The 25,060-nt window shown below is 62.6% G+C and carries 26 protein-coding genes and 1 pseudogene; 14 read left to right on the forward strand and 13 right to left on the reverse strand.

Features of this window, described 5'->3' with window-relative positions:
* Positions 1–55: 55 nt before the first annotated feature.
* Together LQ231_RS03535 and LQ231_RS03540 are read right to left on the reverse strand one after the other, a co-directional pair.
* Positions 56–1,486, reverse strand: a complete 1,431-nt coding sequence (locus tag LQ231_RS03535; RefSeq protein WP_230170303.1) for an oligosaccharide flippase family protein — start codon at positions 1,484–1,486, stop codon at positions 56–58.
* Positions 1,486–2,580: an endo-1,4-beta-xylanase gene (locus tag LQ231_RS03540; RefSeq protein WP_230173233.1), complete on the reverse strand. Its 1,095-nt coding sequence runs from the start codon at positions 2,578–2,580 to the stop codon at positions 1,486–1,488. Before LQ231_RS03540 ends, LQ231_RS03535 begins: the two co-directional genes overlap by 1 nt.
* A 161-nt stretch (positions 2,581–2,741) precedes the next feature.
* Here LQ231_RS03540 and LQ231_RS03545 point away from each other — a divergent pair, with 161 nt between their 5' ends.
* The 3 genes from LQ231_RS03545 to LQ231_RS03555 all read left to right on the forward strand — a co-directional run bounded on the left by LQ231_RS03545 (position 2,742) and on the right by LQ231_RS03555 (position 6,756).
* Entirely contained in the window at positions 2,742–4,343 is a 1,602-nt protein-coding gene (locus tag LQ231_RS03545; protein ID WP_230170304.1) for a GumC family protein, read from the forward strand.
* Positions 4,336–5,733, forward strand: coding sequence for an O-antigen ligase (locus LQ231_RS03550; protein WP_230170305.1), 1,398 nt, complete (start codon positions 4,336–4,338; stop codon positions 5,731–5,733). Before LQ231_RS03545 ends, LQ231_RS03550 begins: the two co-directional genes overlap by 8 nt.
* Positions 5,734–5,832: 99 nt before the next feature.
* Positions 5,833–6,756, forward strand: coding sequence for a glycosyltransferase family 2 protein (locus LQ231_RS03555; RefSeq protein WP_230173235.1), 924 nt, complete (start codon positions 5,833–5,835; stop codon positions 6,754–6,756).
* Between the two features lie 15 nt (positions 6,757–6,771).
* On the opposite strand, the gene LQ231_RS03560 is transcribed toward LQ231_RS03555, so the two are convergent.
* On the reverse strand, positions 6,772–7,638 hold the full coding sequence (locus tag LQ231_RS03560) for a DUF6492 family protein (RefSeq protein WP_230170306.1): 867 nt from the start codon (positions 7,636–7,638) through the stop codon (positions 6,772–6,774).
* Between the two features lie 246 nt (positions 7,639–7,884).
* Here LQ231_RS03560 and LQ231_RS03565 point away from each other — a divergent pair, with 246 nt between their 5' ends.
* Together LQ231_RS03565 and LQ231_RS03570 are read left to right on the forward strand one after the other, a co-directional pair.
* Positions 7,885–8,958, forward strand: coding sequence for a glycosyltransferase (locus tag LQ231_RS03565; protein WP_230170307.1), 1,074 nt, complete (start codon positions 7,885–7,887; stop codon positions 8,956–8,958).
* 116 nt (positions 8,959–9,074) lie between these two features.
* Positions 9,075–9,863 carry a WecB/TagA/CpsF family glycosyltransferase gene (locus LQ231_RS03570; protein WP_230170308.1) on the forward strand — a complete coding sequence of 263 codons (789 nt, stop codon included), beginning with the start codon at positions 9,075–9,077 and terminating at the stop codon, positions 9,861–9,863.
* A 75-nt stretch (positions 9,864–9,938) separates the two neighbouring features.
* On the opposite strand, the gene bla is transcribed toward LQ231_RS03570, so the two are convergent.
* Positions 9,939–10,871, reverse strand: a complete 933-nt coding sequence (gene bla, locus LQ231_RS03575) for a class A beta-lactamase (RefSeq protein WP_230170309.1) — start codon at positions 10,869–10,871, stop codon at positions 9,939–9,941.
* A gap of 163 nt (positions 10,872–11,034) precedes the next feature.
* On the opposite strand from bla, the gene LQ231_RS03580 reads away from it, so the two are divergent.
* Complete coding sequence (locus tag LQ231_RS03580; RefSeq protein ID WP_230170310.1) at positions 11,035–11,931, forward strand: LysR family transcriptional regulator; 897 nt, start codon at positions 11,035–11,037, stop codon at positions 11,929–11,931.
* On the opposite strand, the gene LQ231_RS03585 is transcribed toward LQ231_RS03580, so the two are convergent.
* Entirely contained in the window at positions 11,928–12,128 is a 201-nt protein-coding gene (locus LQ231_RS03585; RefSeq protein ID WP_230173236.1) for a DUF1508 domain-containing protein, read from the reverse strand. The genes LQ231_RS03580 and LQ231_RS03585 overlap by 4 nt on opposite strands.
* Positions 12,123–12,293, reverse strand: a pseudogene (locus LQ231_RS03590) (DUF1508 domain-containing protein); the annotation flags it as partial. The pseudogene LQ231_RS03590 and the gene LQ231_RS03585, both read right to left, overlap by 6 nt.
* A gap of 145 nt (positions 12,294–12,438) precedes the next feature.
* Between LQ231_RS03590 and LQ231_RS03595 the strand changes: the two are divergent.
* Both LQ231_RS03595 and LQ231_RS03600 read left to right on the forward strand, forming a co-directional pair.
* A complete protein-coding gene (locus tag LQ231_RS03595; RefSeq protein ID WP_230170311.1) occupies positions 12,439–12,678 on the forward strand; it encodes a type II toxin-antitoxin system ParD family antitoxin in 240 nt (79 codons plus the stop codon).
* Complete coding sequence (locus LQ231_RS03600) at positions 12,675–12,974, forward strand: type II toxin-antitoxin system RelE/ParE family toxin (protein WP_230170312.1); 300 nt, start codon at positions 12,675–12,677, stop codon at positions 12,972–12,974. Before LQ231_RS03595 ends, LQ231_RS03600 begins: the two co-directional genes overlap by 4 nt.
* A 9-nt stretch (positions 12,975–12,983) precedes the next feature.
* Here the strand turns inward: LQ231_RS03600 and LQ231_RS03605 are convergent, their stop codons facing one another.
* Both LQ231_RS03605 and LQ231_RS03610 read right to left on the reverse strand, forming a co-directional pair.
* The gene (locus tag LQ231_RS03605; RefSeq protein ID WP_230170313.1) at positions 12,984–13,214 is read right to left on the reverse strand and encodes a type II toxin-antitoxin system CcdA family antitoxin; all 231 of its coding nucleotides are present in this window, start codon (positions 13,212–13,214) and stop codon (positions 12,984–12,986) included.
* A gap of 94 nt (positions 13,215–13,308) precedes the next feature.
* Positions 13,309–13,776, reverse strand: a complete 468-nt coding sequence (locus LQ231_RS03610) for an Lrp/AsnC family transcriptional regulator (RefSeq protein ID WP_230170314.1) — start codon at positions 13,774–13,776, stop codon at positions 13,309–13,311.
* 124 nt (positions 13,777–13,900) lie between these two features.
* Here LQ231_RS03610 and LQ231_RS03615 point away from each other — a divergent pair, with 124 nt between their 5' ends.
* Complete coding sequence (locus LQ231_RS03615; protein WP_230170315.1) at positions 13,901–15,124, forward strand: argininosuccinate synthase; 1,224 nt, start codon at positions 13,901–13,903, stop codon at positions 15,122–15,124.
* Positions 15,125–15,182: 58 nt separating this feature from the next.
* On the opposite strand, the gene lepA is transcribed toward LQ231_RS03615, so the two are convergent.
* Together lepA and LQ231_RS03625 are read right to left on the reverse strand one after the other, a co-directional pair.
* Positions 15,183–17,006: a translation elongation factor 4 gene (gene lepA / locus LQ231_RS03620; RefSeq protein ID WP_113139625.1), complete on the reverse strand. Its 1,824-nt coding sequence runs from the start codon at positions 17,004–17,006 to the stop codon at positions 15,183–15,185.
* 311 nt (positions 17,007–17,317) lie between these two features.
* Positions 17,318–17,551: a DUF2171 domain-containing protein gene (locus LQ231_RS03625; RefSeq protein ID WP_230170316.1), complete on the reverse strand. Its 234-nt coding sequence runs from the start codon at positions 17,549–17,551 to the stop codon at positions 17,318–17,320.
* A gap of 137 nt (positions 17,552–17,688) precedes the next feature.
* Between LQ231_RS03625 and LQ231_RS03630 the strand changes: the two genes are divergently transcribed.
* The 3 genes from LQ231_RS03630 to LQ231_RS03640 all read left to right on the forward strand — a co-directional run bounded on the left by LQ231_RS03630 (position 17,689) and on the right by LQ231_RS03640 (position 19,386).
* Positions 17,689–18,279, forward strand: coding sequence for an XRE family transcriptional regulator (locus tag LQ231_RS03630; RefSeq protein WP_230170317.1), 591 nt, complete (start codon positions 17,689–17,691; stop codon positions 18,277–18,279).
* A gap of 61 nt (positions 18,280–18,340) precedes the next feature.
* A complete protein-coding gene (locus tag LQ231_RS03635) occupies positions 18,341–18,889 on the forward strand; it encodes a GNAT family N-acetyltransferase (protein ID WP_230170318.1) in 549 nt (182 codons plus the stop codon).
* A 122-nt stretch (positions 18,890–19,011) separates the two neighbouring features.
* A complete protein-coding gene (locus LQ231_RS03640) occupies positions 19,012–19,386 on the forward strand; it encodes a hypothetical protein (RefSeq protein WP_230170319.1) in 375 nt (124 codons plus the stop codon).
* Between the two features lie 87 nt (positions 19,387–19,473).
* Here LQ231_RS03640 and LQ231_RS03645 read toward each other — a convergent pair whose 3' ends face one another.
* From LQ231_RS03645 to LQ231_RS03655, 3 genes are all read right to left on the reverse strand, one after another.
* The gene (locus tag LQ231_RS03645; RefSeq protein WP_230173237.1) at positions 19,474–20,625 is read right to left on the reverse strand and encodes an MFS transporter; all 1,152 of its coding nucleotides are present in this window, start codon (positions 20,623–20,625) and stop codon (positions 19,474–19,476) included.
* 208 nt (positions 20,626–20,833) lie between these two features.
* The gene (locus tag LQ231_RS03650; RefSeq protein WP_230170320.1) at positions 20,834–21,445 is read right to left on the reverse strand and encodes a TetR/AcrR family transcriptional regulator; all 612 of its coding nucleotides are present in this window, start codon (positions 21,443–21,445) and stop codon (positions 20,834–20,836) included.
* A gap of 127 nt (positions 21,446–21,572) precedes the next feature.
* The gene (locus LQ231_RS03655) at positions 21,573–22,670 is read right to left on the reverse strand and encodes an alpha/beta fold hydrolase (protein WP_230170321.1); all 1,098 of its coding nucleotides are present in this window, start codon (positions 22,668–22,670) and stop codon (positions 21,573–21,575) included.
* A 283-nt stretch (positions 22,671–22,953) separates the two neighbouring features.
* Here LQ231_RS03655 and LQ231_RS03660 point away from each other — a divergent pair, with 283 nt between their 5' ends.
* Positions 22,954–23,982: a histone deacetylase family protein gene (locus LQ231_RS03660; RefSeq protein WP_230170322.1), complete on the forward strand. Its 1,029-nt coding sequence runs from the start codon at positions 22,954–22,956 to the stop codon at positions 23,980–23,982.
* Positions 23,983–24,051: 69 nt separating this feature from the next.
* A complete protein-coding gene (locus tag LQ231_RS03665) occupies positions 24,052–25,047 on the forward strand; it encodes an alpha/beta hydrolase (RefSeq protein ID WP_230170323.1) in 996 nt (331 codons plus the stop codon).
* The last annotated feature ends 13 nt before the right edge of the window (positions 25,048–25,060 follow it).

The raw sequence follows: 25,060 nt of genomic DNA on the forward strand, positions 1-25,060 counted from the left end.
TAAATGCCCAAGAGTTTAACAGACCTTGCATGCCGGACGCGTTCGGGCGCGCGGATCAGATGGGCTGCTGGCTCGCTCTGGAAAAGCGGTCCCTGAGCATCTGCCTTATGCCGGCGACATCGAGGCAGAGTGCGGCGATCGTGTAGGCGACGACACCCGTCAGCACCGGCATGATCAGGTCGATAATGCCCTTCTCGGTGAAAAACGTCTCGACATACCATGTCGGCAGCGCCATGGCGGTCGCGGCAATGCAGATCTTCACGGTGGGCCAGATCTCGAGCGGCAGCGGATGCGCCTTGAACGACAGGAAATAGCCGACGACCACGCCGCAGATCTCGGAAAACAGCAGCGACCATGCGGCACCCATCAGTCCCATACGCGGCACCAGCACGACCATGCCGATGACATTGATCGTCAGGATGACGATGCCCTGGATCGACACCAGCCGCGCCGTCTTGGCGAGTTGGAAACTGACATGGATGAACTGGTAGGAAATCGAGCGGAACAGCCAGGCAAAAACGATGACCGGGATCAGTTCCGACGCTGCGACCTCGAATTCCGGACCGAGGATCAGGCCGGAAAACTTGGTCGCGGTCAGCGCCATGCCGACGCAGGCGGGAATGAGGATCGCCAGCAGGAGGTCCAGACTGTGCAACAGATGCCGGTTGGTCGCCGCAGGTCCGTCCTGGGACAAGAGCCGAATGGCGATGGGCACCATGGCCGAGCCGATCGCCACGCCTGGAAACAGGATGATCTGACGCACGAGATCGGCGGCCGCGCCGTAAGTGCCGGCCGCGTTTTCGCCGAGATAGCCGACGATGATCAGCCGGTCGATGATCGTGTGCAGCATGAAGATGCCGCCCGAGACCGTCATCGGCAGGCCGAAGCGCAGCATTTCGGTGAGAATGCCGCGGTCGAAACCATGTAGAGGGCGGCGCCAGACCTTGGGCGCATAGACCAGGATGGTGACCAGATAGGAGCCGGCGACGCTGATCAGCAGGCCCTGGCCGCCAAGGTCGAAGACCATCACCAGGATACAGGACAGCGTGATGCCGAGGGCGGCCCGCAGGATCGTCGATCGCATGTAGGAGCCGGTTTCCTGGCGGGCCCGGAAGATTTCCAGCACGAATTCGAACAGGCCGACGGTATAGGCGACAAAGATCGCCGGCACGACGTATTGCGCCGAACCATCGGGCAGGAAGAGCGCCGCGATCACCATCAGCGGAATGGCGAGCACGATGACGCCATAGGCGATCAGCGCCGACATGCGCACGTCCGCACCCCCTTCTTCGGAGGCGAAGCGCAGCACCGATGTCTTGATCCAGCCGAATAGCAGCGTCGAGATCAGTCCGGCAACGCTGATGCCCAGCACATAGATGCCGTATTCATGCGGGCTGAGGATATGGGTGAACAGTACGACCGAGGCACCGCCGATCACGACGGTCACGACATTGGCGATCATGTAGGACGAGACTTGACGAAGCATCAGGCAGGCACACGCGTGTATTCTTCGATCACCTGCATCAGGGCTTTCGGACGATAGTTGACGTCGAGCGGCAATGGCCGGTTCGGCTTGCCGTCGTCGCGGGTGAACCACATCGGCACCCATGTGTAGCGATCGGTGATGCCCCAGGTGAGAATGGCGCCGGGGCGCTTGACGTCGCAAATGGCGCGGAGAAAATCATTGGCCGTGGCTGCCGCGATCTGGTCGCGGTCATAGGTCGAGGCGGGCAGCTTGTTGTCGATCACGTCAAGCTCGGTGACGAGCACCTCGAGGTCCATGGCGGCGACCGCCTCGACAAAACGCGACAGGCCGTCCTTGTCGATCTCCTGGTCGCCGAGCAGATGGCCCTGGATGCCGACGGCATGCAGCGGCACGTCGCGGTCTTTCAGGTCGCGCAACATGTTGAGCAGCGCCTCGCGTTTGGCCCGGCACTGGCCGGTCGGATTTTCGATGGCGTAGTCGTTGATCACCAGCTGCACGTCGGGATCGACGGCGGCGGCCGTGCGCAGCGACAGTTCGACGAAGCGTTTGCCGAGGCGCTGCTGCCAGATCGATTCGCGGTAAGGGCTGTCTGGCGTCGGATGATCGGCGATTGCCTCATTGATCACGTCCCAGCTCGGGATGCGGCCCTTATAGCGCCCGACCACCATTTCGATATGGCGGACAAGCTCGCCCTCCGCCTCGGCTTCGCTGGCGATCTGCTGGGTCCAGTCCGGCATGGCGCCGTACCAGGCCAGCGTATGGCCGCGCATTTTCATGCCATTGGCTTCGGCGAATGCGATCAGGCGGTCGGGCTGGTCGAAGACGAAGTCGTCGCGCGTCGGGCGCAGGTCGATCCATTTCAACCCGCCTTCGCCGACCACCATCTGGCAGTGCTCGAGAATGGCGGTCTTATAGTCGAACTGGTCGGCGAGATAGTCGACGCGCACCGCCGCACCGAAGGGAATGGCGGTCCTGAGCTGCGATGCGCTGGCCGTGCCGCCAGCGGCAGGCGCGCCGGGAATAATGCTGTCGAGCACGTTGGATGCTGCAAGACCTGCCCCGAGGGCGCCGACCACGAATTCCCGCCTGCGCATCACGATGCTTCCCTCGGCTACGCTCCGAAATGGAGCATGGTCTGTGGCGCGTCGCATCCGACAACGCATGACGGCACCTTTTATATCAGGCTTTGCGCAGGCGCATCCACCATTCGCAAACGGCATTAATGGATACTTAATGAAAACAGGGTTTGTTAACCATGATTGCGCGCGCAAAGCTGACAAGCGACTGGGTCCCGACCACCATGTATGAAGCCAACTCTCGACTGAAGAAGCCCGTGGTCAGCACACGCGGCTGGATCGACAGAGTGCATCATCAGGCCGATGCGCCGTCGGAGCCGGCACAGCACGGGCTTCAGCCAGAAGTGCAGACGCTGGAGGAGCCGACGCGGGAGGTGCGCCGCACTGAGACGGTATCGCACGCGTTCGAGGAGAATGAAGCGCGCGATGCCGAAACCTATTCCCGGCTTCAGGAGCTGTTCCAGCTCGACCTGTTTCGCATCCTGAACTGGTTGCGCGGCGGCGCCATCTGGATCGTCGCCCTGGCCGTCATCGGTGCCGTTGTCGGCTATAGCGCAACCATCTTCGTCAAGCCGCGCTTTGTCGCCGGCATCGACATCCTGCTGGATCCGGCCAATCTCAGGGTGGTCAGCAACGACATCTTTTCCGAAAACATGCAGCGCGACACCAAGCTGCTCGACGTCGACAGCAAGCTGCGCGTCATCACCTCGGGCAATGTGCTCGGTCGGGTGGTCAAGGACCTGAAGCTTTCTGCCGATCCGGAATTTGCCGGTGCCTCGTCGAAGGATCCCGCCAATGACGCCCTGACGACGCTCGCCAAGCGCGTCGTCGCACGCCGCGACGAACGCTCCTTCATCGTCAATGTCGCGGTCTGGTCGAACAATCCGGACAAGTCGGTCGCCATCACCAATTCGGTTGTCACCAGCTTCCAGGAAGAACTGGCCAAGGCAGAATCCGAAGGGGCGGGCCGCGCAGCAAGCGCCCTGATCGCCCGGTTGGACGACCTCAAGGTCGAGGTGACCAAGGCGGAATCGAATGTCGAGCAGTTCAAGCGCGAGCGCGGCCTGCAATCGGTGTCGGGCGAGCTGACCTCGACGCTGATGTCGCAGCAGACCAATACCCAGCTGATCGAGGCGCGGGCGCGGCTGATCCAGGCGGAAACCCGCTACGACGAACTGGTCGCCACCGACCCGCGCAACCAGATGAATGCCGCAAGCCTGCAGTCGGAAACGATGACCATGCTGCGCACCCAGTATTCGACGCTGAAGCAGCGCATGACCTCGCAATCGGCGGTCCTTGGCCCCAATCATCCGGTGATCCTGACCCTGACACCACAGGTCAAGGCCCTCGAAGACCAGATCAACGCCGAGACCGGCCGCATCGTCCAGGCCGCCAAGACAGAACTCGATCAGGCCCGCACCGCGTTGAAACAGCTGAGTTCGCAGGCCAACCAGATGGCAAGCTCGGTCTTCGACGACAGCGCCTCGCAGATTCAGCTCCGCGAACTCGAGCGTGAGGCGCGCGCCAAGGCTGCCGTCTATGAAGCCTTCATGGCGCGTGCCGGCGAAGCCGCTCAGCGCCAGCAGATCGACGCCACCAATGTCCGCATCGTCACGCCGGCCGTCGCGCCTGCCAATCGCAGCTTCCCGCCCAGAGGTTACCTTCTGGCTGCAGCCGGCGGCATGGCCGGGCTTTTCCTCGGGCTGTTTGTCGCCGTCGCACTCGGCCTGTGGCGCGACTATCGTTACCTGAGCGAATTCGGGGACGAAACCCATGCCTGACGGGCGTCAGAACGGAGCGAGCGCGAAGAACGGCCTGTTCTCCAGCCTGCTCTTTTTGACCATTTTCTGCTATTTCTGGATCGGTCTGGCGCCCTTCCCGGACCCGAATGCCGCAGCCTTGCTGACCGCCTATGGCAAAAGCTCGAACCTCATCAACCAGCTGATCGTCGTCAGCCTGTCCGGCGTCGTTCTGGTCACGATGTTTCGCTATCGCTCAGCCGGCATGCTGCTTCGGCCGCATGGTCTGCTGGCAGTGCTGCTGGTGTGGGTCTGCTTCACCGGGCTTCTGTCCGATGATCCGGCCACCGCCTTCCGCCGCATCGTCTTTGCCGTGCTGGTCTGCCTGTGTAGCAGTGCCGTATTACTTTTGCCGCGCAACGAGCAGCAGTTCGGCAAGCTGGTCTGCGGCATCATGGTGGCGGTGATCTGCCTGTCCTATTTCGGCGTCATCGCCCTGCCGCAGCGGGCGATTCACCAGCCGACCGATGCACTCGAACAGCTGTTGGCCGGCGACTGGCGCGGTCATTTCGGCCACAAGAATGTTGCGGCAGGCGCCATGGTCTTTGCGGTCTTTTTCGGTCTCTATCTGCGCCAGGTGCGCTCGACGATGATCGGTTTGCTGATCGTCGCGGCAGCCGGTTTTTTTGTACTGAAATCCGGCGGCAAGACCTCGGCCGGCATGTTGCCGGCCGTTCTGGTGCTCGCCTGGGTGTTCGAGCATGTGCGGGCCTCGCGCTGGCTGATCCCGATCGTCGGCCTGCTTGTCGTCAACGCCATCCTGATGTCGGCGGCCGTGTCTCCGGCGGTCAGCGGCTTCCTGCTTTCGCTCGGCGTCGACCCGACCTTCACCGACCGCAGCTCGATCTGGGAGCTGGCGCTGTCGGCAATCGCCGATCGGCCACTCTTCGGCTATGGCTTCCAGTCGTTCTGGCAGACCGAAGCCCTGTTTTCACGCGGCCAGGCACTCAGTTCATGGGCGGTGACGGCCGCCAATTCGCACAATGGCTATGTCGAGCAACTGATCAACGGCGGCATTCCGATGCTGATCCTGGTCGTGGCCTGGCTGGTCCTGCTGCCGATCCGCGATGCGAGCCGCGCGTTGAAGAGCGGCAAGGATAAGGCGCTGACGCGGCTGTTCATCCGCATCTGGCTGTTTTCCCTGTTTTTTGCCTGCCTGGAGAGCCCGTTCTTCGGCAATACCGGCCCGCTCTGGTTCACCACGCTGATTTCGGTCTTCGGTCTCAGGTTCCAGGCCTATGCCAGCCTGGTCGAAGCAAAGCAGGTTGCCGCGGCAAAGGTGCGGCCGGCACGCGTGAACTGGCAAAGGCCGCAGCGCCAAACACAGGGTCTGGCACAGGGTCTGACCCAGCGTCTGGCCAATGTCCGTTAACGTCATGCTTACCTGCAGTTTGTAGGTTTCGCCGCAGGATCAGAGAGGCTGACATCAGCCAGATTGCAGTCGCCGGTGACAAAAGCTTCTGAAATGCCAATGCAGGATGCGGGTTCGATCCAGGCGGTCGTGTGCATCCCGACCTTTCGTCGGCCGGCCTGGCTGGCGCGCACGCTGTCATCCGTCATTGCGCAGAAAACCGATTTCCCCTTCGCGATCGTTGTCGTCGACAATGATGCCGCCAATCCGGTTGGTGCGGCCTGCGCCGGAGACCTGCTCGGCCCGGCTGGCCTGCCTTATGCGGTCTTCACCGAGGGCAATCAGGGCAATTGCCACGCGATCAACCGGGCCTTTGCCGAGGCGATGCAGGCCTTTCCCAAGGCCGAGTTCCTGCTGATGATAGACGATGACGAAATGGCCATGCCCGGCTGGCTGGCGGCGATCGTCGGGACGGCCAGGCGCGAGAATGCCGATATCGTCGGCGGCCCGGTCGACCGGGAATTCGAGGTGCCGGCGACCACGGCCGTCATGCAGCATCCGCTGTTCGGCTCGATCGAAGGGCAAAGCCGCGAGATCGACCAGATCCATGGCTCGGGCAATTGCCTGATCCGCAGGCGTGTCTTCGAGGGTCTCGCATCGCCGCTGTTCGACGTGCGCTTCAATTTTCTCGGTGGCGGCGACATGGAATTTTTCACCCGTTGCCGCAGGGCGGGCTTCAGGACCTGGTGGTGCGCCGAGGCGATGATCCACGAATTCGTCGCCGAGGAGCGGGTCACGGCGCGCTTCCTGATGAAACGCTCGATCCGCACCGGCAGCATCAACTATGTCATCGACCGTATCCATAGCGGCTCGGCGCTGAAGCCGGTGGCCAAGAATGCGGTGAGCCTTGTGCTCGGGCTTGGCCGGTCGCTGGTTCTGTTCGGGCAAACCCGCCGACTGCTGCCGGCAAGCCATCCTTTGCTGGTCTCGCTGGGCCGCACGGTCGCAAGCCTCGGCTTCCTGCCCAAGCCCTACAAGGGCTGACAGACAAACCCGACCTCAGGCCTTGCCGATGGCGACCTCACGAATGATCTCGATCGGTGTCTGCGTGTGCGACTGAATGGTGATGGCGCATTGGTGCGGCAGGAGGCTGTCGACGAGCGCCTGAAGGCCGGCGCGATCAAGCGGCGGACCGACCCAATAGGTGACGCACCGGCTTTCCGACACCCGCTCATGCCGGGCGGCAAGCGTCGGATCGCCGGCGACCGCTGCGCCATAGACGAGGTATTCGGAGAAATGCCGTTGGCGTGCGAGCGCCTGCCACCAGGGCAGGCCGGACGTTTTTTCGATCCGCGCCGTCATCACCTTGACGGTCTCGCGCTCCCAGAGCGTCATCGGGCCGATGAAGTCGTCGCCGGGCAGGACCGGATCCGGCAGGCCGAGCGCGCGATGGGCGTTCTGCCACCAGCGGACATGGTTGGGACGCGACGGGTTGATCTGGCTGGGCTCGACATAATGTGGCAGCCTTGGCGCGGCGGCTATCTCCGACAGATCGAGCGGACGGCAGAAGACATTGTCGGAATCGACGCACATCACCCGTTCGCTCGACTGGGCGAGCGTCATGGCGATCTTGCGCAATTGCTGCAGATGCCAGCCATAAACCGGCAGATGGATGGCGGGCGACCACCAGTAGCGCCGGCCGCGCCATTTCGGCAGGGCCCAGAATGTCGGCAGCAGGCTCGAGGACGAAACCACCCGGCGCCTGGGTCCGTTCAGCGGCGCAAACAGTGCCGCATCCTCATCCCCGACGACGATATAGTGCATGTCATGGCCGGTGACATGGCGATCGACCGACAGGCAAAGCAGCTTGCAGCAGTCGAAATCACCGCTATAGCTCGGCGTGACCAGCGAAATAGATGCCGTCATGTCTTTGTCCTTCATGGCGCAATTGGCTGCCAAATCTAGGCGGCATTCCCCTAGAATAGCTTAACGGCTCATGCCAAATCCGTTGTGAGCGCGCGGCGCGCGGCTGGTGCCACGACAAGCAATGAAACCGACGGCTCCCGGCTTCACGGAATTTTTAGATTAAAGGCCGATTTTGCATCACCGATGCGGGCCGTCACGTCTTTGCGCGGCGCCGAACTGTCCACCGAGGACATTGGACAGACCGATATGACAGAAAAGACCTATCTCGTTTTTGTCTCCAGCGCGACCGAGACCTGTGGCGTCGAGAGTTTTGCCAGGCTCCTGGCCGATCGACTGGGTCCCCGCGCCGAGAGGCACGAACTCGGCTTCGACCTTTTCGGCCTGGTGAAGGCGCTGTCCGGCGTGGATGCGGTCATTTTCAACTTTCCGGTCGTCGGCTGGAAGAAGAAGCTTGTCGAGCCGACGTTTGCGGCGCTGGTCGCCTGGCTCATGCGCCGCAAACGTGTCGTGGTGCTGCATGAATGGCAGGCTCTCGACTGGAAGCGCCGCCTGGTGCTGATGCCAGTCATGCTGCTGGCCAGTAGCGTCTGTTTCTCGGCGCCGGAAATCGCGGACGAGTTCGCCGCAAGCCCGGTGTCTAACGTCACGACGAAGCGTCGCGCCATCGTGCCCGTGCCACCCAATCTCGTGCCGCCGGCGACATTGCAGCCCGGATCGCGATCGCAGGCGCTGGAACAGCAGAAGCAGGCCGGCCGCCTGATCATCGGCCAGTTCGGCTCGATCTATCCGAAAAAACAGTCGACCGAAGTGCTCGCCATCGCCGCAGCCCTGCTGGCGCGTGGTCATGATGTCGGCATTGTCTTTGTCGGCTCCTTCATCAAGGGCATGGACAATATCGAGCGCGATTTTTTCGAACTTGCGCGCAGCCTTGGCATCCGTGACCGTGTCACGGTCACCGGCTATGTCGCGACCAATGCCGAACTCTTTGCGATCTTCGAGCAGGTCGACGTGTTCTGCTATCTGTTTCCCGAGGGATTGACCGCGCGTCGCGGCAGTGTGCTGGCGGCCGGCCTTTCCGGCAAGCCGGTGGTCGTCAACGCGCCGCGGCGGGGCGACGCGCTTGCCCATCACGGCCTGTTTCGCCGGCTGATCGAGCATAAGGCGATCCAACTTGTCGCGACCGATGCCGATGCGGCAACCATGGCGGACGCTGTGCTGGAAGCCTGTCACGCAGCCGCTCCCCGGATCGAGGCAGGCACCGAACTGCAAAGACTGTGGTCGGAGATCGTCGCGGTGGTCGAGGATGGCGGGCAGGCGTGACATGCGGCCGCGGCAGATAGGTCCCGGCCTGTCCGTTGGTGGTCAGTTCGTAGCGAACCGTTAACGTTGCGGTAGTAACTTGCAGGACCAAACGACCAACTGGACGTCCCTTTCGTATGCACAATGCAGACCTGACAGATCGCCCGACGGACGATGGTGCAAACACCGTCCGGCTCGGCGGTCTCCCCATTGCCTTGATCGACATGCAGACATCCGCCCATGCGTTCATTCGCATGGCGCTTGAGGCGCGCAACAGGGACGGGCTGCCATTCTATTCGACCTCGGCCAATGGCCAGGTCATCGCGCTGGCATCCCAGGACGAAGGGTTCAGAAACAGTCTGCTGACGGCGGCGCAGATCCATGCCGACGGCATGCCGATGGTGCTTTTGTCGCGCGTCCTGTGCCGCACGCCGCTGCCCGAACGGGTGGCGACCACCGATCTCGTTCATGCGGTGGCATCCCTTGCCGAACAGGCGGGCGTCAGTTTCTATTTCCTCGGCGCCACCGAGGAGGTCAACCAGCGCGCCGTGGCGCAGATGCGCGCACAATATCCGAACCTCGTCTTTGCCGGATCATCGCACGGCTATATCGCCGACCGGGAAGAGGCGGTGGTCGCCGAGATTGCCCGGTTGAAGCCGGACATTCTGTGGATCGGCATGGGCGTGCCGCATGAACAGCAGTTTGTCGACCGCAACCTCGAAAGGCTGCGCGGTGTCGGCGTCATCAAAACCTCCGGCGGCCTGTTCGACTTTCTCGCCGGCAGGCTTCCACGCGCACCGGAATGGATGCAGAAGACCGGTCTCGAATGGCTCTATCGCCTGTTTCGCGAGCCGCGCCGTCTGCTGGTGCGCTACCTCTCGACCAATCCGGTCGCACTCTATCAATTGCTGACCAAGTCCGGCTGAACGGCCAGGGCGCGAGAGTGTTTGCAAAAAGCACGCCGCAGCCGTCTTCGGAGGGAGACGGCTGCGGCCGTGTGGTCAGATTTCGAGGATGCGGTTGAACAGCCGGCCGATTTCGGCCATGGCCGGATCCGTTTCCGGCCGCGGTGTCCGGGTTTCGGTGATGAACACGGTCGCCACCAGCGGCTTGCGCTGCGGTGGCCAGATGACCGCAACCACATTGTTCGTGCCATTGGACCCGGCCCCGGTGCGGTCGCCGACGGTGAAGCCGCGCGGCAGGCCGGCGCGCAGTTTCGAACCGCCGGTGGTGTTGGCCACCATCCATTGCGCGAGCTGATCGCGCGACGTGGGGCTGAGCGCATCGTCGAGCACCAGGGTTTTCAGAAGGGCTGCCATAGCCGCCGGGCTTGTCGTGTCGCGCGGGTCGCCGGGCTTTGCACTGTTGAGCGCCGGCTCCATCCGGTCGATGCGGGTGACGGGATCGCCCACGGAGCGGACGAAGGCGGTAAAACCGGCCGGGCCGCCGACAGCCTCCAGCAGCAGGTTTGCGGCCGTATTGTCGCTAACGGTGGTCGCGGCATGGCAGAGTTCGGCCAGCGTCAGACCAGCCTTGACGTGTTTTTCGGTCACCGGCGAATGGGCGATCAGGTCGGCCTTCTTCCAGTGCAGCCGGCGTGACAGGTCCTCCTTGCCGGCATCGACGCGTGAAAGCACGGCAGCAGCGGCGATCGCCTTGAAGGTGCTGCACATCGGAAAGCGCTCGTCGGCGCGGTAGCCGAGCGTGGCCCCCGTTTCGGTGTCGAGCACGAAGGCGCCGAGCCGCGCCTGGATGCGTGCCTCGATCGCTTCGAGCGCTTGGGCGAACTGGCTGTCGCCATTGCCAGCGGCAAACGACAGGCGGGGAGCGGCGAACGCGGCGGCGACCAGTGCGCCGGCAAGCCGGGTGAAGTGGCGACGGGACAGCGGGAGGGACGGAGGAAATGACATGGGAAGGTCGGGCGAGGCGGACATGACGGCTCCTTGGGCACGTGGCGGATGTGTTTTCGGTTTCGTCGGCCCGGGTGCGCGTTGGCAGTCCGGCTTGACGATTGGCTCGCCCCCATCGCTAAATTTATCGCAATTGCACCGCAAACGACCTTATCTGGCATCTCACCTTAGAAAAACTGGGGCATCCATGGTTCGACCCTATCTTCCGCTCAATGCGCTGCGGGCCTTCGAGGCCTCGGCCCGGCATCTGTCGTTTACCCGCGCCGCGATCGAGCTCTGCGTCACCCAGGCAGCCGTCAGCCAGCAGGTCAAGCAGTTGGAGGACCGGCTGTGTGTGGCGCTGTTCAAGCGCCTGCCGCGCGGCCTGATGATCACCGAAGAGGGCGAGGCGCTGTTGCCGGTGCTGCGCGAGAGTTTCGACCGGATCGCCGGAACGCTCGACCGCTTCGAGCACGGTCATCTGAGCGAAGTGGTCAAGGTCGGCGCTGTCGGCACCTTTGCCGTCGGCTGGCTGCTGCCGCGGCTTGGCGATTTCGCAAGGCGGTTTCCCTTTGTCGAACTCAGGCTGTCGACCAATAACAACCGCGTCGACATGGCGGCCGAAGGCCTGGATTTCACCATCCGCTTCGGCAATGGCGCCTGGCACAGCACGGAGGCGCTGGAATTGTTCGAGGCGCCATTGTCGCCGCTCTGCCTGCCGCAGATTGCTGCCCGGCTGAACGCCCCAGACGACCTGCTCGGCGAGACGCTGCTGCGCTCCTACCGCGCGTCGGAATGGGCGTCGTGGTTTGCTGCATCAGGGGTGGATGCCTCCGTCCCGCTGAAGGGCATGGTTTTCGACACCTCGCTGGCGATGATCGAGGCATGCCAGCAGGGCGCCGGCGTGGCGCTGGCGCCGCCGCTGATGTTTCAGCGGCTTTTGACGTCGGGCCAGCTTGTGCAGCCGTTTGCCATCGAGACCGGCATGGGCAGCTACTGGCTGACGCGGTTGAAATCGCGCCCACCCACCGCCGGCATGCGGCTGTTCCAGGACTGGTTGCTGGAGATGGCGGCCGGCGAGGCTACGGGGCGAATGGGCCGCTAGCCTTCCTCGACCACCTCGGCCTCGGGCGCATTCTTCTGCACCGAAGTGGCACAGTTCTTGGCGCTCGCCTTCGCCTTGTAGGTTTCCGAGCGCACCATGATCTCGCCATTGGCGGCCCGAAAGCGGACGAAAGTCTCGCCGTTTTTCGCCTCGTCGATCTCGAAGCGATAGCCGCTGCCGGTTTCCTGCTGGGTCAGGTCGACGATCGCCGCCGTGGGGGCATTTTTCTTGATCGACTCGACGCAATTCTTCGCGCTGGCCTTCGAGGCATAGTTCTCCGACCACACCATCACTTCGGCATTGTAGACGAACTGGACGCGGTATTCGCCCTTCTCGGTCTTGACGATCTTGAACTTGTGCATTGGCTATTCCCCCTTGGAAGCGATCGCGTCGCGGTTTATTCGAATTGCCTGCACAACTAAATAACGAGGATTTTGAGGGGCTGCAAGCCGGGGGAGGCTTGCAGGTTTGGCTGAAATTTGGCAAGCTTTGCCAATGGAGGCGCGTATGGCCACGATGAATATCTCGCTGCCCGAGCAGATGAAGACCTGGGTCGAACAGCAGGCCGAAAGCGGTCGCTATGGCAATGCCAGCGATTACATGCGCGACCTGATCCGCCGGGACCAGGAGCGCCAGCAGGGGATTGCGGACCTGCAGCGCCTGATCGACACGGGCATCGAAAGCGGCGTCGGAACCCGGACCCTGGACGAGATCCTGATCGATGCAAGGCGGCGGGCGAAGGCATGAGCCTGCGGCTCAGCGTCGAAGCCGAAGAAGATCTGATTTCGATCTATGTCTATGGAGTGAGGGCGTTCGGAGAGGCACAGGCGGAGCGCTACTACGCGGATCTGAGAGCCACGTTCGCATTGATAGACGAACACCCGCTGCTGGCCCGCCAGCAGCGGCAATTCACGCCGCCGCTCAGGATGCATCCGCATGGCGGACATCTGATCCTCTATACGATGGATGAAGCTGGCGTATTGGTCCTGCGCGTCGTCGGCCATCGACAGGACTGGGCACGACTGCTGTCCGAAGGCGGATGAGGTGGCACGTCAGCCGTGCCGGTACTTTGCCAGCGGCAAACCATGTTTGGCGACATAGTCGTTATCGGCCTGAATTGCGTCCGCGTTCTCGATTTTCCAGCGGCGCTCCTTTTCGGCCCTCACAGCATGCGCGATGCCAGCCTCGGCGGCATCCGCCACATCGAGCCCAAGTTCATGGGCTTCCGCGACAAGCGTCTCGTCCAGGGGCAGTTTGGTGGGTTTGCGGGCCTGCGTCGACATGCACGGATCTCCGGTGAATGCCGGATCATAGCGCAAGAATGGCCGAACCGGAAGCGGGCGCCGAAGGCGGCGGACCAGCCTGATCCAGTCGGTTTCAGGTGATCGGGACCTCGAAGCTCCGTTTCAATGTCTCCATCGGGACATCTGTCTTGACGCTCAAGACGCTTGGAATCCGCGTGAGGTGATCGGCCTGGAAGCGCCAGTAACTGTGTAGGTCGGCGGTGACCACCCGGAGGATCGCATCACATTCGCCCGTGGTCAGATAACACTCGGTTACCTCGGGGAACCGCCGGATGGCCTCCCCGAACTGCAGGGTGACTTGAGCATCTTGGGTCGTGAACCAGACCCGGACAAACACCGTGAGGCTGGCCCCTACTTTTGCCGGGTTAACCACCGCGATGTATCGATCGATCACGCCGGCCTCCTCCAGCAGACGGACCCGACGCAGGCAGGGCGACGGCGAAAGACCGACCTCCTTTGCGAGGTCCACATTCGAGATGCGTCCATCGCGCTGCAGGACGCTTAAAATGCGTCGATCTATGCGGTCCAATATAAATGGCACATAACGCTCCCGATTCAGTCATAATTGGCAGATTATGCTAGAAAAGGTTTAACTTCTACAATTTTTGCAATTTCTGCTGCCGCGATTTGACCTACCGTACACATGCAAATTCGGAGGCATTTCCATGACCAAAAAACTCAAGAAAATCGTACTCTCTTATTCCGGCGGACTGGATACGTCCGTGATCCTGAAATGGCTGCAGGAGGCATATGGGTGCGAGGTCGTTACTTTTACCGCCGATCTCGGCCAAGGCGAGGAACTGGAACCGGCGCGCAGGAATGCGGAAATGCTCGGCGTCAATGACATCCGGATCATCGACTTGCGGGAAGAGTTTGCCCGGGACTTCGTCTTCCCCATGCTGCGTGCCAATGCGCTGTATGAGGGGCAATATATGCTGGGAAGCTCGATCGCGAGACCTCTGATCGCCCGGCATCTTGTCAAGATCGCACAGGAAGTTGGAGCTGATGCCATTTCACATGGGGCGACGGGCAAGGGCAACGATCAAGTTCGGTTCGAACTGGCGGTGAACGCCCTTGATCCATCGATCACGGTCATCGCTCCATGGCGGCAGTGGCCTATCCGCTCCCGTCTCGAACTGATTGCTTATGCCGAGCGCCACCAGATCGTGATCCCGAAAGACAAGCACGGAGAAGCGCCGTTCTCGACCGATGCCAATCTTCTGCACACATCAACGGAAGGCAAGATGCTGGAAGATCCTGCCGTTGTGGCTCCCGCCTATGTTCATCAGCGCACAGTTGATCCGGTTGATGCGCCTGATGAGCCGGAAATCATCAAGATCAGTTTCGCGCGCGGCGATGCGATTTCCCTCGACGGCGAAGCCATGTCGCCGGCGCCACTGCTTGAGCAATTGAACCTGCGCGGTTGCAGACATGGTATCGGGCGGGTGGATCTGGTCGAAAACCGGTTTGTCGGAATGAAATCACGCGGTGTCTACGAAACACCGGGCGGGACGATCCTGCTCGCCGCCCATCGAGGGATCGAGTCGATTACACTCGATCGCGCGGCGGCTCATCTCAAGGATGAGTTGATGCCCCGTTATGCCGAAATGATCTACAACGGTTTCTGGTTCTCCCCCGAACGAGAAATGCTTCAGGCCCTGATCGACAAAAGCCAGGCATTCGTCAGCGGCGACGTGACCCTGAGGCTCTACAAGGGCTCCGCGAGCGTCATTGCCCGCTCATCCCCATACTCGCTCTACAACGCCGACCTTGTGACATTCGAGGAAGGTTCCGGCTCATACGACCATCACGACGCCGAAGGCTTCATCCGGCTGACCGGTCTGAGGCTCAAGAATTGGGGTGCCAGGAACAGGGACGCACTGCGCTAGGTGCGACGGACAAAGGGTTGGGTTTCGACCCGGACAGGTTGCTCCGGGTCGCCACACCTCACTCGTCGCTCATCTTCAGGGCTGCAATGAACGCTTCCTGCGGGATGTCGACCTTGCCGAACTGGCGCATGCGCTTCTTGCCGGCCTTCTGCTTGTCGAGCAGCTTGCGCTTGCGCGATGCGTCGCCGCCGTAGCACTTGGCGGTGACGTCCTTGCGCATCGCCGAGATCGTTTCGCGGGCGATCACGTTGCCGCCGATCGCCGCCTGGATCGGGATCTTGAACATGTGGCGCGGGATCAGGTCTTTCAGCTTTTCGCACATGTCGCGGCCGCGCTTTTCGGCAGCCGAACGGTGGACCAGCATGGAGAGCGCATCGACCGGCTCGCCATTGACCATGATCGACATCTTGACGAGGTTGCCCTCGCGATAGGCGTCGAGATGATAGTCGAACGAGGCATAACCCTTGGAGATCGACTTCAGGCGGTCATAGAAATCGAACACCACTTCGTTGAGCGGCAGCTCATATGTGAGCATGGCGCGCTTGCCGACATAGGTGAGTTCCGTTTGGATGCCGCGGCGGTCCTGGCAGAGCTTGAGGATGCCGCCGAGATAGTCGTCGGGCGTCAGGATCGTCGCCTTGATCCACGGCTCGTGGATTTCCGAGATGCGCACCACGTCCGGCATGTCGGCCGGATTGTGCAGCTCGCGCTCGGTGCCGTCGGTCATGAACAGCTTGTATACGACCGAAGGGGCGGTCGCGATCAGGTCGAGATTGAATTCGCGCTCGAGACGCTCCTGGATGATTTCGAGATGCAGAAGGCCGAGGAAGCCGCAGCGGAAGCCGAAGCCCAGCGCCGCAGACGATTCCATTTCGAACGAGAAGGACGCATCGTTGAGGCGCAGCTTGCCCATGGCGGCGCGCAGGTCTTCGAAATCGGCCGCATCGACCGGGAACAGGCCGCAGAACACCACAGGCTGGGCCGGCTTGAAGCCCGGCAGCGCTTTGGCCGTCGGCTTCTTGTCTTCGGTAATGGTATCGCCGACGCGGGTATCGGCCACTTCCTTGATCGAGCCGGTGAAGAAGCCGATTTCGCCGGGGCCGAGTGAATCGACGGCCAGCATCTTCGGGGTGAGCACGCCGACGCGCTCGACCTGATACTTGGCATCGGTGCCCATCATGCGGATCGTCTGGCCCTTGGTCAGCACGCCATCGAGCACGCGCACCAGAACCATGACGCCGAGATAGGTGTCGTACCAGCTGTCGACGAGCAGCGCCTTCAGCGGGCCTTTTTCGCCCATTTCGCTCTTCGGCGCCGGCAATTGGTGCACGATCGCTTCCAGAACGTCCGGGATGCCGAAGCCGGTTTTTGCCGAGATCAGCACGGCCTGCGATGCGTCGATGCCGATGACTTCCTCGATCTGCTCGCGGATGCGGTCGGGTTCGGCCGCCGGCAGGTCGACCTTGTTGAGAACGGTGACGATCTCGTGATTGTTGTCGATCGCCTGATAGACATTGGCGAGCGTCTGGGCTTCCACGCCTTGGGAGGCGTCGACGACGAGCAGCGAACCTTCGCAAGCCGACAGCGAGCGCGAGACTTCATAGGCGAAGTCGACGTGTCCGGGCGTGTCGATCAGGTTGAGGATATAGGTTTCGCCATTGTTGGCCTTGTAGTGCAGGCGCACCGTCTGGGCCTTGATGGTAATGCCGCGCTCGCGCTCGATATCCATCGAATCCAGCACCTGCTCGGACATGTCGCGCTCGGCGAGGCCGCCGGTCGTCTGGATCAGACGGTCGGCCAGCGTCGACTTGCCGTGGTCGATATGGGCCACGATCGAGAAGTTGCGGATATGGTCGAGGGGGGTGCGGTTATCTGTGCTCATGGCTTGCGCATATAGCAGCGGGCCGTTTCAGCGCATAGCGGGAATTTGAGTCAAATCACCAGACACGGTGGCTTTCTTGTGCTGACGCGCTCGCGTGCGGCCCGCTTTTGGCGCAGGCGCGCCTCTGCTGCGGGCGGTCAACGGCCCGCTGCTTGTCCTTCGGGTCTGCGGTTTGCGATCATCTATGCTTGTTGTGTCGGCGAATCGCGGAAGATTTCCTTGGGCTTTGACGCCTGGCTCAGGTTGGCAAGCGTCGCGGCATGCCTGCCGCGACATCGATGCTGGCGATGACGCTTTGCGGTGCCGGTGCGTCAGTTCAGCGCCGTCCACTCGTTGTGCACATCGGTGATGCTCTTCGACAGGTGGACATGCTTGTCGATGTGATCGACCCAGTCGAGCGGGATGAGGTGGTGCTTGCCGTCCGATGAGCCGCTCTTGGTCAGCTTGATGCGGCTCTGGCCTTCAAGGTGATCGACGGTGCCGACATGCGAACCATCGACGGCAATTACGTCCATGTGTTCGCGGATCTGGTCAGCGGAAATCATCGCGGTTCCTCCTGGGTGATGGTTGTCTGACGCAGATCTAAGCCCGGACGGCGGGTATTGTTCCCCACTATGCCGGTCACGTTTGCGAATGGCACGATGGTCTTGACTCCATGATGCGATACTATAATTCTTACATAATGGAATCAGGTGGTGATGAGTTTGAAAAGACGGTGGCCGAGCGCCTCAGGGCGCTGCGGGCGGAGCGTGGTCTGACGCTGGATGCGTTGGCCGACCTGTCCGGCGTCAGCCGGGCGATGATCTCGCGCGTCGAACGCGCCGAAGCGAGCCCGACGGCGGCGCTGCTGGCGAGGCTTTGTTCGGCGCTCGGCGTTTCGCTGTCGGTGTTTTTCGACACCAAGACCAGAAAGGCCAGCCCCTTGGCGCGCCGGGCCGATCAGCCGGTCTGGCGCGATCCCGACAGTGGCTATCTGCGTCGCGCGGTCTCGTCGCCGACGGGGACTGGTGCCGGCAGCGGCAGTGCCGTCGATATCATCGAGGTCGAGTTTCCGGCCGGTGCCGAGGTTCGTTTCCCCGGCAGGCTGACCCGTCGCAACCAGACCCAGCACGTCTGGGTTTTCGACGGCGAGATCGTCATGACGGTCGGGGAGGAGGTGCATCACCTGTCGGCCGGCGATTGCCTGTTCATGAATGTCGCTGACGTGCATGGCTACCGCAATCCCGGCACCGTTGCGGCCCGTTATGCCGTGGTGATCAACCTCGGCTCCTGATCCTGTCACGCCATGTTCAACTGACCAAAATGTTCAACTGACCAAAACCTTGGAAACCACCATGTCTGATATCCGCCTGCTCGACGAAACCGAAACGCTCCGGGTTTTGCCCGATCTTTGTGAGGTGCTGGCCGATTGCATCGAAGGCGGCGCATCGCTCGGCTTCATGTCGCCCTTTGCGCCGTCCGACGGCGTGCCCTTCTGGCAGGGCGTTGCTGCCGCCGTCGGTCGCGGTGAGGTGCTGCTCTATGTGGCCGAAGTCGAGGGCAAAGTGCGGGGTACGGTGCAGATCGGCTTTGCCAGCAAGCCGAACCAGCCGCATCGCGCCGACCTGATGAAACTGCTGGTGCATCGAAGCGCGCGCGGTCTGGGTCTCGCCCGTCGGCTGATGGCGGCTGCCGAAAATGGTGCCGTCGGGGCCGGGCGCACGCTTCTGGTGCTCGACACCGCGAGCGGCGAACCGGCGGAAGGAATCTATGAGAAGCTCGGCTGGCAAAGAACCGGCGTCATACCGGCCTATGCGCTGTTTCCCGATGGCCGCTTCTGCGACACCACGATCTTCTACAAGAACCTGGCTTCTGCAAGAAACCTGGCTTCGACAAGCGCCTGAGTTGAGCACATCTTGAGCGGCGTGTACCAAAAATTGCCACCCTTGCTGCGCCGCGATCCCCTTTCCGGCATCGGGCCTTATGCTATTGCTGCGGACGGAATTTTTAGTTGGGGGATCAAAACATGCTTTTGTCAAAGGGCCGCGCGTTGCGGCTTGGTGTGCTGGCGCTCGTAGCCCTGGTCGCGGCGCCGGCTCTGGCCGCCGATGTCACCTTCGTGATGCAGAACGACCATCCGAATGCGGTTGAGGTCGAACTCTACAGCCAGGACCGCGACCATGTCTGGCCGGGCGATGGCGAAGTCTATTACCTCGATGACGGTGAGGCGAAAAGCATATCGCTGGCCTGCGAAGAGGGTGAGAAGATCTGCTACGGCGCCTGGATTTCCGGCGACCGCGCCTCCTATTGGGGCACGGGTCCGGACAATGGCGAAACCTGCACGGACTGCTGCTATACCTGCTCCGGCGGTGAAACCCAGCAGATCAATCTGATCGAATAAGTCATACGGCGGGGGCCGGGGCAAGGGCGATTTCCACGGTCATGGACCGGCGGTAATCGCCCTTTTCTGTTTCAGCCCTTAGAGAGCTTATGCTTTGCGCTTCTCCGTGACGAAGACGGCGAGCGCCAGAACCGGCAAGGCAAGGCCGATCAGCGAGGCGAGCGACCATGCACCCGCGGCAAAGGCCCAGGCGCCGAGGGCCGAGCCGATGGCGCCGCCGGAAAAGAAGATCGCCATGAACAGCCCGTTCAGGCGGCTGCGCAGGTCGGCGCCGAGTTCGTAGATCGAGCGCTGTCCGGTGACCAGCGTCATGGTCACGCCGAAATCGAGCAGGATGGCGGCGAATGTCAGGAGCGCCAGCGCGAGGCTGGATCCCTCCGCTGCGATATGGGTGAGCAGGAAGGCGACGGCGACGCTCGCCAGGCCAAACGCGGTGGCCGGACGCACGAGACCCCGGTCGGCAAGCCGTCCGGCAATCGGCGAGGCGATGGCGCCGGCGACACCGGCAAGCGCAAACAGCGCGATCCCGCCCTGAGACAGGCCGAAGGCGGGACCTGCGAGATAAAGCGGCGTCACCGTCCAGAACAGGCTGAAGGCCGCGAACTGGAAGGCCTGATAGGCGGCGCGGCGCTGCAGCACCGGCTGGCTGGCAAGCAGCCGACCCATCGATCCGATCAGTTGCAGATAGCTGAGTTTCGCCGCAGGTGCCCGGCGCGGCAGCCGCGTCCAGAGCAGCCCGGCCAAGGCGACCATGACCACCGCCGAGAGATAGAACATGGTGTGCCAGGAGAAGAGGTGCGCAATCACGCTTGCGACCGGTCGCGCCATCATGATCCCGAGCATCAGCCCGCTCATGACATTGCCGACGACGCGTCCGCGCACCGCGTCGGGCGCCAGGTTGGCGGCAAAGGGCACGATCATCTGCACGGCAACCGAGCCCAGTCCGATGGCCAGCGAGGCGGCGAGAAACGGGCCGGGCGTGGTTGAAAACCCGGCGGCGATCAGGGCAAGCGTGACGAGGCCGATCATGCCGACGATCAGCCGGCGGTTCTCGACCAGATCGCCCAGCGGAACCAGCAGCAAAAGGCCGATGCCGTAGCCGATCTGGGTCAGGGTGACGATCAGGCCGGTGGCTTCGACCGGCAGGCCGATGGCGGCGGCGATGGGACCTGCGAGCGGCTGCGAGTAATAGAGATTGGCGGCAATCAGACCGCAGGCGGCGGCCATCATGAAGGTCATGCCAGCAGACAGGCCGATGGGTTGGCCAGTGGATTGGCCAATGGTTTGATCAGTGGTTTGAGCAGAGGGTTGGCCAGTCGGCGCAAGCGGGGGAACGGGGGATGTTTTGAGGCTCATCGAACGGGTCCTTGGGAGGAAAAGGCAGGGGCGTGAATGGGCGGCGACTTGGAGTGTCGGATGGGGGCGTCGGCAGGTTTTGGCGTGCCGGTCAGTCGAGCAGTCTGAGCACGGCTTCGGCCGAGGCGAGCGTCTGGGTTTCCAGTGCGGCCGTCTTGCCGGCGATGCGAATGCCCTGGAGATAGGAAAACAGCGCAAGCGCCGTCGGGGCAGGCGCAAGGTCGGCACGGATCGAGCCATCGGCCTGGCCTTCGCGGATGAAACCCTCGAGCCGCACGACAAGCCGCTCGTTATGCAGGCTGACGCGATCGGCGATCGCCGGATCCGACAGGGTCAGTTCGACGGCGGCCCCGATCGCCAGGCAGCCGCGCCGGCCGGTCTCGCCACAGGCGGCCATGGCGTAGAACCCGACCACGCGCGACACCTTTTCGCGACCGTTGCAGGCCGAGGCCAATGCCTCGTCGAGCAGATCGGCGCGGACCTGCTTGTAGCGATCATAGGCGGCGATGAACACATCGCGCTTGTCGCGAAACGCCTTGTAGATACTGCCGGCGGTCAGGCCCATGGCCGCCTTCAATTCGCTGATCGAGGTGCCGTGATAGCCCTTTTCCGAAAATATCCGGATTGCCGCGTCGAGCGCGACAGTCATGTCGAATTCGCGCGGGCGTCCGGGAGAACGGGCGGCGGTTTCAGAAGCGGTCATCGGCTGTGCCAATCAAATAGGAAACGTTCGTTTCCAAATAGGCGCAGAGATTGAAAACGTCAAGTGTCTAAGCGGGGATATTGAAACGCATGACGACCGCCCGGGCCGCCATGCCTCTTGCGGGTCGTCACTCGGCCCCGTCCTTCAGCATGCGTGCAAAGGCTTGCCCGATGTGATCGGCGACTTCTGCATGGATATCGGCGCGCGACCGCTGCGGGCTCTCGTCGCAGATCGGATCCGGTTCGCCGATCTGCTTCAGCATGGCAGCGGACCCCGGCTTGCAGAGTGGCAGGAAGCTGAAATGGTCGGCCTTCTCGATCTGTTCATAGGTCGCGCCGGCAATTTTGGTTGCCAGCGCATCGGACAGCACGGCAACGGGTATCTGGCCGGCGCTGCCGAGATTGACGAAGGCGAGCGGAATGTCGATCGCGGCGAGGCTGGCCCGCGTGAAGGCGGTCGCAAGGCCCGGATCGACCAGAACGGCCGCTTTGAAACGTGGATCGCGGTTGGACTGTTCGAAGCGCTGACGATCCACGCTGCGCAGGTCGAGCGGCGGCACCTTGATTTCTTCGTCATCGACGAAGCCGCGCCCGCCTTTGAACCAGCGGCAGTCCATCATCGCGGGATAGCTGTCGCAATAGGCGACGTAAGCGTCGAGACTTGCCGTTGCACCGGCGATTTCCATCGCCGCCGTGCCGCCCAGCGAAAAGCCGAGCACGCCCACCTTGGCCGGATCGACCACGCCGCGCCATATCGGATCGCTGGTGACGCTGTCGAGCACGGCGGAGAGATCGGCCGTTCGCTCCCAGATTTTCGGTGTCGCTTCGGGGGTGGAATCGCCGCTTGTCGTGCCGGGATGATCGGGACCGGCAACGACAAAGCCTGCCTCGGCGAGCGCCGTTGCGATCCAGGCCATGCCGAGGGCGCGCGAGCCGGAACCGTGCGACAGGAGAATGAGCGGAAACCCGCCCGTGGCAGGCAGGGCGTCGCGCAGCACCTCGGTGCCCTCGAAGATGCGGTTGTCGCCGACAGACATGCGGTGACCGCCGGATGCTGCCGGATACCAGACGGTGACGGCGAGCGGTCTTTCGCGGGCAGGGGCTGTGATGGCGAGCGTTTGAACGCCGACAGGCTGGTCGGCAAAGGCGGTGCTGCCGACGAGCGCAAGGGTGAGCATGGCAAGGGTAGGGACCGCAAGGCCAGGGTTTGTAAGGATGGAACGCATGGGAACCTCGTTCGCGTTGGAGAAGAAGGATGTTTCACGCCGGATCGGTGTCCGGGACGCCCAAGATCGCGATCGAGCACGTCCTTGATCACGATCCAGTCTCCGGGCTGGCCTTGTGCCGCATGCCGGCAATTTGGGCGACCGTCGGCTCGTGCTGCGCCTTGCGACAATTTCTGGTCCGACGATCGGAAATATCCGCACGTCCCTTGCCGATCCGAAGGGGCTGACGCTAGGTTGAGAATAATGAAAGAGCGGACGATGGTCCGCCAGGTGGGGAACGGGAATGCGCGTCTTTTACTCGGAAAAACACAGACTTCGCGATGCAAGGACAGAGTTGCATGGTGGCCTGCTGGTCAAGCCGTTCGAGGGGCCGTTCAGGGCCGAATGGATTCTTGCAGCCGTCAAGGAGGCAGGTTTCACCGATGTCGAGGCGCCTGCCGAACACGGGCTGGACACGGCGCTGAAAGTGCATGACGCCGGCTATCTCGATTTTCTCGCTACCTGCTGGGCGCGGTGGCAGGCGGCCGGCTTTCAGGGCGAGGCGATCGCGACCTCGTTTCCCTGTCGGCGCAGCCAGATCGCCCGGGTGCCCAACCATATCGACGGTGCGCTCGGCTACTATGCCAATTCCGCCGAGACCGCGATTTCCGGTGGCACCTATGAGGCGGCGATTGCCTCGATGGATGTCGCGCTGTCAGGAGCCGACTGGCTGAACGCCGGCAACCGCTTTGCCTTCTCGCTCTGCCGCCCGCCCGGACATCATGCGGGCTTCGATCTGTTCGGCGGTTACTGCTTCATCAACAACGCTGCGGTCGCCGCCCAGCGGCTGCTCGATCTCGGTGCCCGCAAGGTCGCCATCCTCGATGTCGATTTCCACCATGGCAATGGCACGCAGGACATCACCTATCGCCGCGACGATATCTTTTTTGCCTCATTGCATGGCGAACCGGCCGATGCCTTTCCTTATTTCCTCGGTTACGCCGACGAGACCGGCGAAGGTCCGGGCGAGGGGCTGAACGCCAATTATCCACTGCCATCGGGCACGCCATTCGACGCTTGGTCGGCGGCACTGGCCGACGCGCTGAAACGCATCACCGCCTATGGCGCCGAGGTCATTGTCGTCTCCTTGGGTGTCGACACATTCGAGCAAGACCCGATCAGCTTCTTCAAGCTGAAGACACCGGACTATATCCGCATGGGCGAGATGATCGCCAAGACCGGCATACCCGTCCTGACCCTGATGGAGGGCGGCTATGGCGTGCCGGAAATCGGGCTCAATGTCGCCAATGTGCTGAAGGGCCTGGAGGGCTGACGACAGGATGACCGCAACGCAGCGTCGCAGCCTCTTCTACTCGAATGACTTCCTCCGCGAAGGTGAGGCATGACGGTCGGCTACAGGGAAGGCCAGAGCTTCGATGCGACCCGGCAGAACTGGGATGCGTCCGGCATCAGGCCGCTGTCCTGGACGGTCTGGTATCCCGCCGCAAAGGGCGCGAAAGCCGAGGTTCCGACCGCAGCGTCGTGGTTCAGGCAGGAGCCTGTGGCGCGGGACGCGCCGATCGCTGTGAGCGAAAGATCGCTTCCGCTGGTACTGCTGTCGCATGGCAGTGGTGCGAGTGCGTCCGCCATGGCTTGGCTGGCGCATCGGCTGGCGGAGCGCGGATATGTCGCCCTTGCTGTCGATCATCATGGTCATACCGGCAGCGAGCGCTACCGGGCCGAGGGGTTCCTGTGCCTGTGGGAACGCGCAGCCGATCTGATCGCGCTGCTGGACGATCCAGCCTGGCGCCGGGCACTGGGTGGGACGATCGACGACCGCGCCCATGTCACGGGCTTCTCCGCCGGCGGTTATACCGCGCTGCAACTCGTCGGCGCCCGTGTCGCCTATTCGCAGTTCGAACCGGACAATCCGGTCAAGAGCCCGGTCCGAGGTCCCCGCGAGTTTCCCGATCTCGCCGATCAATTACCCAAGCTGCAGGCCAATCCGGTTTTCCGCACATCCTGGGCGCGCCGGCGCGCTGATTTTTCCGATCCGCGGTTTCGAAGCGCGATTGCCATCGCGCCGGGGCGCTCTGTGCTCGGCTTTGATGTGGAGAGCCTTGCAGCCATGTATCGCCCGGTCTTTGTCATCGGCGGCGATGCCGATGACGTGGCGCCGCCGGCCGAGTGCTGCGACTGGCTGCTCGGTCGCATTCCCGGCAGCGCACTGGAGATCATCACGGACGGAATAGGCCATTACACCTTCCTGCCGGAAGGCTCGAAAGTCGGAACGCAATTGTCGCCGGACCTGTTCCGCGATGCAGCGGGCGTCGATCGGCGGGCAGTGCATGATGAAGTCGCCGGCCGGATCGCGGATTTCCTCGACGGCGTCCGCTAAACGCAGACGGCCC

It is taken from the genome of Rhizobium sp. CECT 9324 (genome assembly GCF_918741265.1).
Classification (GTDB): Bacteria; Pseudomonadota; Alphaproteobacteria; order Rhizobiales; family Rhizobiaceae; genus Allorhizobium.

Excerpts from the sequence above, each read along its gene's own strand:
- LQ231_RS03535 (WP_230170303.1), bottom strand. The coding sequence starts at position 1,486 with ATGCTTCGTCAAGTCTCGTCCTACATGATCGCCAATGTCGTGACCGTC.
- LQ231_RS03540 (WP_230173233.1), bottom strand. The coding sequence starts at position 2,580 with ATGCGCAGGCGGGAATTCGTGGTCGGCGCCCTCGGGGCAGGTCTTGCA.
- LQ231_RS03545 (WP_230170304.1), top strand. The coding sequence starts at position 2,742 with ATGATTGCGCGCGCAAAGCTGACAAGCGACTGGGTCCCGACCACCATG.
- LQ231_RS03550 (WP_230170305.1), top strand. The coding sequence starts at position 4,336 with ATGCCTGACGGGCGTCAGAACGGAGCGAGCGCGAAGAACGGCCTGTTC.
- LQ231_RS03555 (WP_230173235.1), top strand. The coding sequence starts at position 5,833 with ATGCAGGATGCGGGTTCGATCCAGGCGGTCGTGTGCATCCCGACCTTT.
- LQ231_RS03560 (WP_230170306.1), bottom strand. The coding sequence starts at position 7,638 with ATGACGGCATCTATTTCGCTGGTCACGCCGAGCTATAGCGGTGATTTC.
- LQ231_RS03565 (WP_230170307.1), top strand. The coding sequence starts at position 7,885 with ATGACAGAAAAGACCTATCTCGTTTTTGTCTCCAGCGCGACCGAGACC.
- LQ231_RS03570 (WP_230170308.1), top strand. The coding sequence starts at position 9,075 with ATGCACAATGCAGACCTGACAGATCGCCCGACGGACGATGGTGCAAAC.
- bla (WP_230170309.1), bottom strand. The coding sequence starts at position 10,871 with ATGTCCGCCTCGCCCGACCTTCCCATGTCATTTCCTCCGTCCCTCCCG.
- LQ231_RS03580 (WP_230170310.1), top strand. The coding sequence starts at position 11,035 with ATGGTTCGACCCTATCTTCCGCTCAATGCGCTGCGGGCCTTCGAGGCC.
- LQ231_RS03595 (WP_230170311.1), top strand. The coding sequence starts at position 12,439 with ATGGCCACGATGAATATCTCGCTGCCCGAGCAGATGAAGACCTGGGTC.
- LQ231_RS03600 (WP_230170312.1), top strand. The coding sequence starts at position 12,675 with ATGAGCCTGCGGCTCAGCGTCGAAGCCGAAGAAGATCTGATTTCGATC.
- LQ231_RS03605 (WP_230170313.1), bottom strand. The coding sequence starts at position 13,214 with ATGTCGACGCAGGCCCGCAAACCCACCAAACTGCCCCTGGACGAGACG.
- LQ231_RS03615 (WP_230170315.1), top strand. The coding sequence starts at position 13,901 with ATGACCAAAAAACTCAAGAAAATCGTACTCTCTTATTCCGGCGGACTG.
- lepA (WP_113139625.1), bottom strand. The coding sequence starts at position 17,006 with ATGAGCACAGATAACCGCACCCCCCTCGACCATATCCGCAACTTCTCG.
- LQ231_RS03625 (WP_230170316.1), bottom strand. The coding sequence starts at position 17,551 with ATGATTTCCGCTGACCAGATCCGCGAACACATGGACGTAATTGCCGTC.
- LQ231_RS03630 (WP_230170317.1), top strand. The coding sequence starts at position 17,689 with ATGGAATCAGGTGGTGATGAGTTTGAAAAGACGGTGGCCGAGCGCCTC.
- LQ231_RS03635 (WP_230170318.1), top strand. The coding sequence starts at position 18,341 with ATGTCTGATATCCGCCTGCTCGACGAAACCGAAACGCTCCGGGTTTTG.
- LQ231_RS03640 (WP_230170319.1), top strand. The coding sequence starts at position 19,012 with ATGCTTTTGTCAAAGGGCCGCGCGTTGCGGCTTGGTGTGCTGGCGCTC.
- LQ231_RS03645 (WP_230173237.1), bottom strand. The coding sequence starts at position 20,625 with ATGACCTTCATGATGGCCGCCGCCTGCGGTCTGATTGCCGCCAATCTC.
- LQ231_RS03650 (WP_230170320.1), bottom strand. The coding sequence starts at position 21,445 with ATGACCGCTTCTGAAACCGCCGCCCGTTCTCCCGGACGCCCGCGCGAA.
- LQ231_RS03655 (WP_230170321.1), bottom strand. The coding sequence starts at position 22,670 with ATGCGTTCCATCCTTACAAACCCTGGCCTTGCGGTCCCTACCCTTGCC.
- LQ231_RS03660 (WP_230170322.1), top strand. The coding sequence starts at position 22,954 with ATGCGCGTCTTTTACTCGGAAAAACACAGACTTCGCGATGCAAGGACA.
- LQ231_RS03665 (WP_230170323.1), top strand. The coding sequence starts at position 24,052 with ATGACGGTCGGCTACAGGGAAGGCCAGAGCTTCGATGCGACCCGGCAG.